Annotated in this window: 11 protein-coding genes; 3 read left to right on the top strand and 8 right to left on the bottom strand. The window is 53.2% G+C overall.

All coding sequences use genetic code 11. The features are described 5' to 3' along the window. Positions 1–6 precede the first annotated feature (6 nt). Complete coding sequence (locus tag V2S86_RS01320) at positions 7–1,077, bottom strand: AI-2E family transporter (protein WP_006316880.1); 1,071 nt, start codon at positions 1,075–1,077, stop codon at positions 7–9. A 605-nt stretch (positions 1,078–1,682) separates the two neighbouring features. Here V2S86_RS01320 and V2S86_RS01315 point away from each other — a divergent pair. Further along, entirely contained in the window at positions 1,683–2,600 is a 918-nt protein-coding gene (locus V2S86_RS01315; RefSeq protein ID WP_330760899.1) for a bestrophin family protein, read from the top strand. 62 nt (positions 2,601–2,662) lie between these two features. Here the strand turns inward: V2S86_RS01315 and moaE are convergent, their stop codons facing one another. The 7 genes from moaE to V2S86_RS01280 form a co-directional block, all read right to left on the bottom strand. Continuing rightward, positions 2,663–3,112, bottom strand: a complete 450-nt coding sequence (moaE, locus tag V2S86_RS01310) for a molybdopterin synthase catalytic subunit MoaE (RefSeq protein ID WP_330760898.1) — start codon at positions 3,110–3,112, stop codon at positions 2,663–2,665. A 1-nt stretch (position 3,113) separates the two neighbouring features. After that, a complete protein-coding gene (gene moaD, locus V2S86_RS01305; RefSeq protein WP_330760897.1) occupies positions 3,114–3,359 on the bottom strand; it encodes a molybdopterin synthase sulfur carrier subunit in 246 nt (81 codons plus the stop codon). Next, positions 3,352–3,837 carry a cyclic pyranopterin monophosphate synthase MoaC gene (gene moaC, locus V2S86_RS01300; RefSeq protein ID WP_330760896.1) on the bottom strand — a complete coding sequence of 162 codons (486 nt, stop codon included), beginning with the start codon at positions 3,835–3,837 and terminating at the stop codon, positions 3,352–3,354. Before moaC ends, moaD begins: the two co-directional genes overlap by 8 nt. Before the next feature lie 143 nt (positions 3,838–3,980). Continuing rightward, positions 3,981–4,967 (bottom strand): GTP 3',8-cyclase MoaA, encoded by a 987-nt coding sequence (gene moaA, locus V2S86_RS01295; RefSeq protein ID WP_330760895.1) that lies wholly within the window; start codon positions 4,965–4,967, stop codon positions 3,981–3,983. A gap of 159 nt (positions 4,968–5,126) precedes the next feature. Then, positions 5,127–5,273: a DUF2474 domain-containing protein gene (locus tag V2S86_RS01290; RefSeq protein WP_006327183.1), complete on the bottom strand. Its 147-nt coding sequence runs from the start codon at positions 5,271–5,273 to the stop codon at positions 5,127–5,129. A 28-nt stretch (positions 5,274–5,301) separates the two neighbouring features. After that, positions 5,302–6,312: a cytochrome d ubiquinol oxidase subunit II gene (cydB, locus tag V2S86_RS01285; protein WP_212557757.1), complete on the bottom strand. Its 1,011-nt coding sequence runs from the start codon at positions 6,310–6,312 to the stop codon at positions 5,302–5,304. A gap of 1 nt (position 6,313) precedes the next feature. Further along, on the bottom strand, positions 6,314–7,723 hold the full coding sequence (locus tag V2S86_RS01280; protein WP_004951855.1) for a cytochrome ubiquinol oxidase subunit I: 1,410 nt from the start codon (positions 7,721–7,723) through the stop codon (positions 6,314–6,316). 616 nt (positions 7,724–8,339) lie between these two features. On the opposite strand from V2S86_RS01280, the gene V2S86_RS01275 reads away from it, so the two are divergent. Continuing rightward, positions 8,340–9,305 (top strand): Dyp-type peroxidase, encoded by a 966-nt coding sequence (locus tag V2S86_RS01275; protein WP_330760894.1) that lies wholly within the window; start codon positions 8,340–8,342, stop codon positions 9,303–9,305. Positions 9,306–9,568: 263 nt separating this feature from the next. Next, on the top strand, positions 9,569–12,343 hold the full coding sequence (locus tag V2S86_RS01270) for an ATP-dependent Clp protease ATP-binding subunit (RefSeq protein ID WP_330760893.1): 2,775 nt from the start codon (positions 9,569–9,571) through the stop codon (positions 12,341–12,343). Positions 12,344–12,354 lie beyond the last annotated feature (11 nt).

Genomic DNA, 12,354 nt, shown 5'->3' with positions numbered 1-12,354 from the left:
TCCCGCTTAATCTTGTTCCGTTTCCACCCGCAATTCATCCGGCCAGGCGTGTATCACCGCCTTCACCAGCGTGGCTAATGGGATAGCAAAGAACACCCCCCAAAAGCCCCAAAGCCCGCCAAAGATAATCACCGACAAGATAATCACCAGCGGGTGCAGATTGACCGCCTCGGAAAACAGAATGGGCACCAACAGGTTGCCGTCCAGCGCCTGCACCACCAGATAGGCGACGATCAGCGTCCAGAAATCGGCGCCGACGCCCCACTGGAACATCGCCACCACCACCACCGGAATGGTCACCAACACCGCGCCTATATAGGGGATCAGTACCGAGAAACCGACCAGCACCGCCAGCAACAGCGAATAGCGCATATCCAAAATAACGAACACCAGATAGGTCGCCACGCCGACGATCACCATCTCCAGCACCTTGCCACGGATATAGTTGGTGATCTGCTGATTCATCTCGATCCACACCTGCCCTGCCAACCCGCGATTGCGCGGCAGCACGCGGCGTACCGCGTTGAGCATTTGCTCTTTGTCCTTCAGCAGGAAGAACATCATCATCGGCACCAGAATCAGGTAAATCGCCAGCGTCAGTAGCCCGACCAGTGAAGCCAGCGAGAATTTCACCACCGACTCCCCCATGCCCGACAGCCGCCCGCGCAGGTTCTCCGCCATCATATCGATGATGCCGGCATCGACCAGCGCCGGATAACGCTTCGGCAGCGTCGCCGCAAAGTTATAGAACTGATTGAGCATCCCCGGCAGATCGGTCATCAGGTTGATGCCCTGCTGCCAGGCGGTCGGTGCCACCACAAACACCAGCAGCATCGCGATGCCGGCGAACATGATCATCACCATGCTCGCCGCCCAATTGCGCGAACAGCCGATACGCTGCAACCGTGCGGTCGGCCACTCAAGCAGGTACGCCAGCACGATGGCCACCAGCAGTGGCGTCAGAATGCCGTGCAGAAAATAGAGAATGAGGAACCCGGCGACCAGAATCACCAGCAGCGCGATAGCCTGCGGATCGGTAAAGCGTCGGCGGTACCATTGTAATAACATCTCCAGCATCAAAGAGTGCTCCCAGAGGTTTGACTTGCAGGCATTGCGGTTCCTGGAGTGGGTCATTTTTATGAAATGAATGGGGTACAGGGTTGGGCACACCGACACTCAAAATCCCTGAACGAGCTCGCTGTGCTTCAACACCTGACTGATTGGATTTTCCGCCCGGGGAAACGTCCAACTCACGACATGCTCCATAAGAATACCAGAGCCCAGTGCAAGCGTATCCTTAAACCGGGCCGAATCGCAATCTGCGCATCCCGGCAATGCGCATGGCATTCCGTTGGCAGCAAAGAATAGTTGCTCTCAATTGGCCTCAACGTCTCGGCCATTAAACGCAAACGGGGCGTGCAAACGGCGGGTCATTCAATAACTCTATTTATTTTCACAGCACAAGCCTAATTATTTTTCGGGCGTATTGATTATTGAATAAATAAATCAGATAATTTAATCCACTGACTCAGAGAGTCTGATTAGCATCGCCCTATGTCATACATTAAACATTCACTTGCCGACGGGAAATTTCATACGTTGTTACATATTATCGGCCATAATAATTATTTATCACTAAAAAAATCGCAGCCAAAAGCAAACTACCAGGGAGTAGTAACCCCATGATTATTCGTCCAAACCAGCACTGGTTTCTTCGCCTGTTCGATTGGCACGGTTCGGTGCTGTCAAAAATCACCTTTCGTCTGTTTTTAAATATCCTCATGTCTATTGTCGCCATTATCATTTACCAATGGTATGAACAACTTGGCATCCATCTCACCATTGCCCCCTTTAGCCTGCTGGGGATCGCCATCGCTATTTTTCTGGGTTTTCGCAACAGCGCCAGCTATAGCCGTTTTGTTGAAGCGCGAATGTTGTGGGGAACCTTGCTGATAGCGGAGCGCACATTATTAAGACAATTAAAAAATCTGCTTCCAGAAGATAAAAAGTCTCATGAGGAAATAGCAAAATATCTTATTGCGTTTAGCTGGAGTTTGAATCATCAATTAAGAAACACCGATCCCACCGATGATTTGTATCGCATTTTACCGAGAGAGGCTTTTTCGGAGGTCATCGCCAGCCCAATGCCCACTAACAGAGTCTTGTTGTTATTGGGTAATGAGATTGGCAAACTGCGCCTGGAAGGTAAATTAAGCGATGTCACCTATAGAATGCTCGATAATAAACTGGATGAACTGGCACATGTTCTCGGCGGTTGCGAAAGAATAGCCAACACGCCAGTGCCTTTCGCCTACACGCTGATCCTGCAACGCACCGTTTATTTATTCTGTAGCTTGCTGCCGTTTGCGCTGGTTTCCGATTTGCATTATATGACGCCGTTCGTTTCCGTGTTTATTTCCTATACCTTTTTATCCTGGGACTCACTGGCCGAAGAGTTGGAAGATCCTTTTGGTACCAGCGCCAATGATCTGCCATTGAATGCCATCTGCAATACCATCGAACGGAACCTGATGGAAATGAACAATCAAAAGCCTCTGCCTGCCCCGCTCAAACCCGACTGTTATTTCAATCTGATCTGACGCTACTCTTCGGCACGGTGCCTACCGTGCCGAAGCCCGATGGGAATAAAATGTTCAGATAACTACCAACGTTCAACTGCCGCACAATCTTTATCCCTGGCGGCAACCCATCGTTCGCCCTGCGGCGTTGATTCCCTTTTCCAGAATGGCGCTTTGGTTTTCAAATAATCCATAATAAATTCGGCGGCAAGAAAGGCGTCGGCTCTATGCGCGCTGCTGACGCCGACCAAAACGATGCCATCTCCAGCCTGCATCTCGCCGATGCGGTGAAACACGACCACCCGCCCCAGTGGCCAACGGCGGCGGGCTTCATCAACAATCTGCGCCAACAACTTTTCGGTCATGCCGGGATAATGTTCCAACGTCAGGGAACTGACATCGCTGCCCAGGTTATTATTTCGTACTTTACCGACGAAAGTGACCACGGCGCCCTCGGTCTCGGAGGCTGATAACCATTGATGTTCCCGTGCGATATCAAAATTCTCGGTATCGACGACAATTTTGTTTTGCATCTCAGCCTCCGGTTACCGGCGGATAAAAGGCCACTTCATCACCGGTATTCAAGGGGTGATCGAAAGGCACCAGCGTTTGGTTTACCGCAGCCAAAAGTTTGTCGCCCTCCAGCGCCAGCGCCCAACGGTGGCCTTTTGCCAACAGCGCCTGGCGTAACGTCTCCACCGTGGCGTAGTCGGCAGGGAGTTGCAGATGGTGACAACCGATCAGCTCGCGCACCTGAGCAAAGAATAAAACATCAATCATGATCCACCGCCGTGTAATCGGAGGATTTACCCCCTCGTTTTGCCAGTAAACGCACATTGCCGATGACGATGTCTTTTTGCACGGCCTTGCACATGTCATAAATGGTCAGCGCCGCAACCGAAGCGGCGGTCAGGGCTTCCATCTCAACGCCGGTTTTCCCGTTTAAACGGCACAGCGCCTGAATAACCACCCTATTGTTTTGCTCATCGGCGCGCAGCGTGACTTCAACTTTACTCAGCATTAACGGATGGCACAGCGGGATAAGTTCCCAGGTCCGCTTCGCCGCCTGAATACCGGCAATGCGGGCGGTAGCGAAAACATCGCCTTTATGGTGTTTGCCTTCAACGATCATTTTTAACGTTGTCGGGTTCATCGACACCGCAGCTTCGGCCACGGCTTCACGCTGCGTCTCGGGTTTGGCGGAGACATCCACCATATGGGCCTCGCCCATCGTATTGATATGTGTGAAATGCGCCATGATTACACTTTCTTTAATAAGGAACGGATTGACAAGGAGAGGTGGGTGCTCATGGCAGGCGGCAAGCCCCGGGTGCCGACACTGCCCGGATTGAAAGGACCCATTCAGCCGAAATTTTGGCCATGGTCTTTCTCCAGTCACATTTACCCCCCGATAAACGACAGGTTTTGCGTGATGCCGGTATTTCCCTGATGCAGGAAATGCGTTTGTTTTTTCTGCAATAAACTGTGCGCAATACGCTCCTGCAATTCCTGCTGGCTGCTGTCGGACTGCAACAGGTCACGCAAGGCAATACCGCCGTCACCAAACAGGCACAGGTGCAACTTCCCGGTGGCCGAGACGCGCAGCCGGTTACAACTGGCGCAGAAGTTCTTTTCATACGGCATTATCAGGCCGATTTCCCCCTGGTAATCAGGGTGAAAAAACACCTGTGCCGGGCCTGCGCTGCGCTCTTGCTCCCGGCGCTGCCACCCCATGGCGACCAGACGATCGCGGATCACCTCTCCCGAAATATGATGCTGGCGGAACAGATCTCGCCCTTCCCCCGTTTCCATCAGTTCGATAAAACGCAGCTGAATCGGGCGGTGCTTAATCCAGTCAAGAAACGTCTGCAGGCTATGATGATTGATCCCGCGCATCAAAACGGCATTGACCTTGACCTTGTCAAACCCCGCCGTAAAGGCGGCGTCAATGCCGTCCATAACCTGCCTGAACTTGTCCTGGCCGGTTATGGCATGAAACTGGTTGGCGTCCAGGCTGTCTACGCTGACGTTAATGGACGTCAGCCCCGCGGCCCGCCAACGTGCCACATCACGCGCCATGCGGTAACCATTGGTGGTCATGGCGATATTGCTGATTTCCGGATTTTGTCTGACGGTTTCAATGATCTCGACAAAATCTCTGCGCAGTGACGGTTCACCGCCGGTCAGACGGATCTTTTCCGTACCGCAGGCGGCAAAAGCCCGCGTAACCCGCCGGATTTCATCCAACGTCAGAAAGCTTTTGTTGTTACCCCCGGTGGGACGATACCCATCAGGCAAACAGTAGCTGCAACGGAAGTTACACACATCCGTAATGGAGAGCCGCAAATAATAAAACTTACGTTCCCAGGGATCGGTAAATGTCGACATCTGCAATACCTTCCAAATGAGCGGTAACAAGAAATCATCAGGCACTGATCACTAAAGTGTCAGAGCGGAAAATAATGGCGTTGCTGTTGATTGCCCCGAGGCTGACTGAAAAGCACAGCCAGGCTATCTATTAAGCCCATAGCCTGGCTGCTTGTTTTTTCAGTGAGACTTCATGCCGGCTGCGACCATCAGCAGTTTAAATACCGATGCCACTACGCCGAGGGCCAGCACGCTGGCAGCCCAAATGGCCATCATCCACATCAAGCGCCGCCAAAAGGCTGGGTGGCTGTCTGTTACAGGTTTCATGATATTCGTCTCCTGGTAACGTTATCGATCAATGGTAACCTTCATCCGGTTTGATTTTTCCGCGGAACACGTAATAGCTCCAGCAGGTGTAAGCCAGAATGACCGGAATAATCAGCAACCCGCCGACCAGCATAAAGCCCTGGCTCTGAGGCGGTGATGCCGCCTGCCAGATGGAGATCGACGGCGGGATGATATTCGGCCAAATGCTGATCCCCAGGCCGCTGAAACCAAGGAACATCAAGCCCAGGGTCATCAGGAACGGACCATAGCTGGCCCGGCGGTTGTACGCCGCCCGCACGATGCCCCAGGCAAAGGCCAGAACCAGCAGCGGTACCGGCAGGAACAAGAAGATATTCGGCGTGGTGAACCAGCGCGCAGCAATATCCTGGTGCGCTAACGGCGTCCAGATGCTGATGATGGCAATGGCGGCCAACAGCACCAGCGTCAAGGGGATCGCCAACTCGGACATCTTGCGGTGCAAGGCCCCTTCCGTTTTCATAATCAGCCAGGTGCAGCCCAATAACGCATAGGCGACCACCAGGCCGAGGCCGCAGAACAGCGGGAACGGCGCCAGCCAGCTCAGTGCCGAACCGCTGTAGACGCGGCCGGTGACCTCGAAGCCATTCAATATTGCCCCGACGGCAACCCCCTGGCTGAAGGTCGCCAGGATCGAGCCGACAATAAACGCTTTGTCCCAAAACGGACGATGCTCCGGCGTGGCCTTGAACCGGAATTCAAACGCCACGCCACGAAAGATCAGGCCAATCAGCATCGCAGTCAGCGGAATGGACAACGCATCGGTGATAACGGCATAAGCCAGCGGGAAAGCGCCATACAGCGCCGCACCGCCCAACACCAGCCAGGTTTCGTTGCCGTCCCAGACCGGCGCCACGGTATTGACCATCATGTCGCGTTCGGTGGCGTCCTTATTGAACGGAAACAGGATACCAATCCCGAGATCGAAACCATCCATCACGATGTACATCAAGGTGGCGAATACGATGATGGTGAACCAAATAATTGAAAGATCGATGCCCATGTTAGTTTCTCCCTTCCGGCTTGTTCAAAGGATCCTGAACCGCAGACAGCGGACGAGCCGGCGTACCGTCGACAACGGCGCCATGCGTATCGTCGCTCCCCGGGCCTTTCTTGATCAGACGCATCAGGTACATATAGCCAACGCCGAACACCGAGCAATACACCGCGATAAAGGCCAGCAGGCTAAAGGTCATATGCATATCACCGTGCGCGGAAACGGCGTCGCGGGTCCGTTGCACCCCATAGACCACCCAGGGTTGACGACCGATTTCAGTGGTGAACCACCCGGCCAACAACGCAATCAGGCCTGAAGGCCCCATTAACAAGGCGAACCACAAGAAAGGACGCGACTGATACAAACGGCCTCTCCAACGCAGCCATGCGCTGACGACGCCAAGCAGAATCATCAGCATGCCCAAACCGGCCATCACGCGGAACGACCAAAAGATGATGGTGGAATTCGGGCGATCCTCCTTAGGGAAGCTTTTCAACGCCGGTACTTGCTTGTCGAGACTGTGCGTCAGGATCAGGCTGCCCAGATAAGGAATTTCCAGCTTGTAGCGGGTTTTTTCCTGTTCCATATCCGGCACGCCGAACAGCACCAGCGGCGTGGCTTCACCCGGCTTGTTCTCCCAATGGCCTTCAATGGCGGCAATTTTCGCCGGTTGATACTCCAGGGTATTCAAGCCGTGAGCATCGCCGATAACCGCTTGAATCGGGGCGACAAACAGCGCCATCCAGAGCGCCATGGAAAACATTTTGCGTACCGCCGGCGAATCATTGCCCCGCAGCAGGTGCCACGCAGCCGATGCCCCGACAAAGAAGGCGCTGGCCAGGAAAGCGGCGGTAGACATGTGCAATAAACGGTAGGGGAATGACGGGTTAAAGATAATTTTCAGCCAGTCGACCGGGATCACAATGCCGTTTTCGATCGCATAGCCTTGCGGCGTGTGCATCCAGCTGTTCGAGGCCAGGATCCAAAAGGTCGAGATGAGCGTCCCCAGCGCGACCATGCAGGTCGCAAAGAAATGCAGCCCGCGCCCTACCCGGTTCCAGCCAAACAGCATAACCCCGAGGAAACCGGCTTCCAGGAAGAAAGCGGTAAGTACTTCATAGGTCAATAACGGCCCGGTAATGCTGCCGGCGAACTGCGAAAAACCGCTCCAGTTGGTGCCAAACTGGTAAGCCATTACCAGACCTGACACCACCCCCATACCAAAATTGACCGCGAATATCTTCGACCAAAAATGATAAAGCTCACGGTAGGTGTCATTACGCGTTTTCAGCCACAAACCTTCCAGCACCGCCAGAAAACTCGCGAGCCCGATGGTAATAGCCGGAAAAATAATATGAAAGGAGACAGTAAAGGCAAACTGTATCCTCGCTAAATGGAAGGCATCTAATCCCAACATTGTTCACCCCTGTGTATCACCATTTTGATAAGTTTATAAACCATGAGTTATATTGCTATTCCAGGTCACTGCACGTTAACCATTAAAAAGCTGGCCACCACTTTTACATGAGCCACGCAAAAAATGAGGAAAACCTCATGCCGTAATTTTTTAATGCCGATAATTATTTAACTTCCTGGCCGTACTTTTTAGCCAAACAGGCCTGCGGGTGCCCCAAGGGTTGGATTATGGGCACGAACATGGTTAGAACCGGGCTAATTAATTAGCCTCGACGCGCCTCAGCGACGCAGATGATTTTATTTTAAATTTTAACGGTATGTTTTCCGAACTTACCGCCTTTTTTTTCCAGCTAATGATCTCTTGGTTTTTCTCAGTTTTCCTCGCCTTGTGAATTGATTTTACCTGCCAATAACATTTCGTCAAATTGGTTAATTTTATTGCGCAATAGATACAATCTATCACGCACCTTGTTAAGTTTTGATATGCTATTTGGGAAGGTTGTTTCAACATTGACAATGCAAAGTAAAAAAGGTAGCTCTATATTTAATGCGTTTTACATCAGTTATTGTTGCTTTTTAAATATCATATTTAACCTTTACTGGATGGTAGACGACTTATGAGCACGTATTATGATGATTCACAGGCAGTTTTTAGCCCTGTTACGCGCAGTGCCATCTTCATTGTCGCGACAATAACAAACACGCCGGAACACCACGCCACCGTACGTAACTGGTGTGCCGACGTGGCGGCGGTAGTGCGCTCGGTAGCGAAAAGAGTGCCGGATGGACGGTTGTCATGCGTCTGCGGATTCGGTTCCACCGCCTGGAATACGCTTTTCGGCCTTCCGCGCCCGGCGCAATTGCATCCTTTTCGTGAAATAGGATCCGGCGGCCGCGTCGCCATCGCTACCCCCGGTGACATTCTCTTACATATTCGTGCCGAAGAAATGGATCTCTGTTTTGAGCTGGCGACCCAGTTGCTGAATAAACTCGGCGATGCCGTCACCGTCGTGGATGAAGTCCAGGGTTTCCGTTATTTCGATCAACGCGCCATGATCGGCTTTGTCGACGGCACCGAAAACCCCGAAGGCCGCGGCGCCATCGACTTCACCGTGGTGGGTGAGGAAGACCGCGCCTTTGCCGGCGGCAGTTACGCCTTGGTGCAGAAGTATCTGCATGATATGAAAGGCTGGAATGCACTGACCGTTGAACAGCAAGAGGGCATTATCGGCCGCCATAAACAATCCAACATTGAGCTGGATGCCGACGTAAAACCTTCCTCATCCCACAGCTCCCTCACCACGCTGGAAGATGAGAACGGCAACGAAGTTAAGATCCTGCGCGATAACATGCCGTTCGGCAGACCCGGCATGGGCGAGTTCGGCACCTACTTCATCGGCTATGCCCGCTCCCCGGCGCCGATCGAACAGATGCTTGAAAACATGATTATTGGCCTTCCACCGGGTAATTATGATCGTTTACTGGATTTCAGCCATGCCGTTACCGGCGGATTATTCTTTATTCCATCGCTGACATTATTAGAAGCCTTGTCGACGCGCAGTGTGCTGCCCAATAGTCATTGACGTCACGACTGGCGAAAACATTATTCAAAGATAATTAAAGAGTAACGCATCCAGCATTTTACTGAAAAATGCTGAATGCATTTCATTTTGCAAACCGGCATTGTGAAAACCATGCCTTAACTCACCACCACCAAAAAAGGAACCGGCATCAAATTCGTTAACGCTATTATTTAATCCGACAAGATTAAGTAAACAACAGACATTTCTAAAACGCCTGTTTTATTGAAGTTAAATCGCTTTAACTTGATAGGAGTTAATTCACCATGCCTATTTTATGTGATATTTGTCATGCTCGTCCGGCATCGGGCCGCGTGACAGTGATGCAAAATGGTCAGAGGAAATCCATTGCCATCTGTGATTACGATTACCGGCAATTAACGCGTCATCAAAATATTCTCAATCCTTTCGACTCCCTGTTGGGTGGCGGCGGTGCCTTATCGCGTTTCTTTAATGAGTTAACCGAAGACGAAGCAGCGGAAGAAGCGTCCGGGTTTTCTGCGGAAGTCCCGCGCGAATCCGTCGATGCCACCGATGCCTTCAGCAAACAAACGCTCGAGCTGCTGCAACGCGCGGCAGAAAAAGCGCATGAACTGCACCGCAGTGAACTTGATACCGAGCACCTGCTGTATGTGTTGGCGGATACCGATGTCTGTGCCGCCCTGCTGACGGAACTCAAATTATCGCCGCAGGACATCAAGGCCTACATTGACCAGCATGCTTACAAGGGAGCCGCCGAAACCGGCGCGACTCTGGAAGACATGACGGTCTCCCCACGCCTGAAAAAGGCCTTTATGTACGCTTTTCAGGTCTCCCGCGATTTGGGCCATTCCTACGTTGGCCCGGAGCATTTGCTGATCGGGCTCAGCGAAGTGCCGGACAGCATTGCCGGCGCCCTGTTGAAAAAATACGGCGTTACCCCGGCCGCTCTGCGCCAGAAAGTGGTGAAACTTGTGGGGAAAGGTGCGGAAGACGGCCGTATCGATACTCCGACGGGCACGCCAACGCTGGATAAGTTTGGCCGCGATCTGACTGAAATGGCGCGCCAGGGCAAGCTGGATCCGGTGCTCGGCCGCGCGCAGGAGATTGAAAGTACCATTGAAGTGCTTGCCCGTCGCAAGAAAAACAACCCGGTGCTGATCGGCGAACCTGGCGTGGGCAAAACCGCCATAGTGGAAGGGCTGGCGCAGCGCATCGTCAAAGGTGACGTCCCCGAAGTGCTGCGGGGAAAACGCCTGGTCGAAGTGAATATCAACTCCATGGTGGCGGGCGCAAAATACCGCGGCGAATTTGAAGAACGCGCCAAACAGTTGATTGATGAAGTCAGCGAGAAAAATGCCGAACTGATTTTGTTTATCGACGAACTCCATACCATTGTCGGTGCCGGTCAGGGCGGCGGCGAAGGCGGCCTGGACATTGCCAACGTGCTGAAACCGGCGCTGGCGCGCGGTGAACTGAGCCTGATTGGCGCCACAACCCTCAATGAATACCAAAAACATATCGAGAAAGATGCCGCGCTCGAACGCCGATTCCAGCCGGTATTGGTACCGGAACCGACCGTCGACCAGACCATCGTCATTCTGCGAGGCCTGCGCGACAAGCTGGAAGCGCACCATCAGGTGACCTTTGTTGATGAAGCGTTCGTCGCTGCGGCCGAACTGTCCGATCGCTATATCACGTCACGCTTCTTGCCGGACAAGGCCATCGATCTGATTGACCAGGCGGCGGCCCGCGTTCGCATTTCCGCCACCTCCCGGCCGGCTGATATTCAGGAGCTGGAAGCGGAAATCGCCCACCTGAAACGCGAGCAAGACTCGGCGTCTTCGCGTAAAAAGTTTGACGACGTTAAAAGCTTCGAGACGCAAATTAGTGGCAAACGGGCGCGCCTTGATGAATTAACGGAAGCCTGGCAGCGCAAAACGGGGTCAGAGACGCTGGAAGTCACCCTGTCTTCCGTCGCGGAAGTGGTGTCGCGTCTGACCGGCATCCCGGTGACCGAGTTAACTCAGGAAGAGCGGAAAAAACTGCTCAATATGGAAGACAAACTGCGTGAACGCGTAGTCGGGCAAGATGATGCAGTCGAGGCCGTCAGCGACGCCGTACGGCTGTCGCGCGCCGGGTTGAGCCAGGCACACCGCCCTATCGCCACCTTCTTGTTCCTTGGCCCTACCGGCGTCGGCAAAACCGAGCTGGCCAAGGCCATCGCCGAAACGGTGTTCGGTGACGAACAGGCCATTATCCGTATCGACATGTCGGAATACATGGAGCGCCATGCCGTAGCCCGCCTGATCGGTGCCCCTCCGGGGTATGTGGGTTATGACGAAGGCGGCCAGTTAACCGAGCGTGTAAGACGCCGCCCTTACAGCGTCATTTTGCTCGACGAGATCGAGAAAGCGCACCCGGACGTCTACAACGTGCTGCTGCAGGTATTCGATGATGGCCGCCTGACGGACGGTAAAGGACGCGTGGTCGATTTCAGCAACACCACCATCATTGCTACCAGCAACCTCGGTTCTGCGGTGATCATGAATAACGCCTCGCTGCCGGAGGCGGAACGCAAGTCAGACAAGGCGATTCACGACGAACTGATGCAAGTGCTCAAGGGCCACTTCCGCCCTGAGTTCCTGAACCGTATCGATGAAGTCATCGTGTTCAACTCCCTGTCCCAGGAAAACATTCGTTTAATCGTGAATATCCAGCTTGAGCATTTAACGCGCACGGCGGCGGCGCAGAATATCACCCTCAATATTGCCGATTCTCTGGTGGAACACCTGGTAGACGTGGGCTATCAGCCTGACTTCGGCGCCCGCGAATTGAAACGCAGGATCCGCCAGGAAGTGGAAACCCGCTTGGCGAAAGAAATTCTTGGCGACAACCTGAAGTCGGGCGACAGCGTCGAGATTGGCTATGATCAAACAACGAACAAGGTCGTGTTTAACAAACTGATCCCCACGAGCAAGGAGAATCCAGCCCCGTCGGCAACGCCAGAACCGCCTGTTGCTCAGGCTGGGCCGCAAACGCCCGCGGAACCGCAGGCATAAGCGAAAAAGCC

Origin of the sequence: Serratia sp. C2(1) (assembly GCF_036352655.1) — a bacterium.
Classification (GTDB): domain Bacteria; phylum Pseudomonadota; class Gammaproteobacteria; order Enterobacterales; family Enterobacteriaceae; genus Serratia; species Serratia inhibens.
Note: the sequence above shows the minus strand (reverse complement) of the source record. Positions and strands in the feature narration are given on the sequence as shown.

Coding starts and splice junctions, on each gene's coding strand:
- V2S86_RS01320 (WP_006316880.1), bottom strand. CDS start 1,077: ATGCTGGAGATGTTATTACAATGGTACCGCCGACGCTTTACCGATCCG.
- V2S86_RS01315 (WP_330760899.1), top strand. CDS start 1,683: ATGATTATTCGTCCAAACCAGCACTGGTTTCTTCGCCTGTTCGATTGG.
- moaE (WP_330760898.1), bottom strand. CDS start 3,112: ATGCAAAACAAAATTGTCGTCGATACCGAGAATTTTGATATCGCACGG.
- moaD (WP_330760897.1), bottom strand. CDS start 3,359: ATGATTGATGTTTTATTCTTTGCTCAGGTGCGCGAGCTGATCGGTTGT.
- moaC (WP_330760896.1), bottom strand. CDS start 3,837: ATGGCGCATTTCACACATATCAATACGATGGGCGAGGCCCATATGGTG.
- moaA (WP_330760895.1), bottom strand. CDS start 4,967: ATGTCGACATTTACCGATCCCTGGGAACGTAAGTTTTATTATTTGCGG.
- V2S86_RS01290 (WP_006327183.1), bottom strand. CDS start 5,273: ATGAAACCTGTAACAGACAGCCACCCAGCCTTTTGGCGGCGCTTGATG.
- cydB (WP_212557757.1), bottom strand. CDS start 6,312: ATGGGCATCGATCTTTCAATTATTTGGTTCACCATCATCGTATTCGCC.
- V2S86_RS01280 (WP_004951855.1), bottom strand. CDS start 7,723: ATGTTGGGATTAGATGCCTTCCATTTAGCGAGGATACAGTTTGCCTTT.
- V2S86_RS01275 (WP_330760894.1), top strand. CDS start 8,340: ATGAGCACGTATTATGATGATTCACAGGCAGTTTTTAGCCCTGTTACG.
- V2S86_RS01270 (WP_330760893.1), top strand. CDS start 9,569: ATGCCTATTTTATGTGATATTTGTCATGCTCGTCCGGCATCGGGCCGC.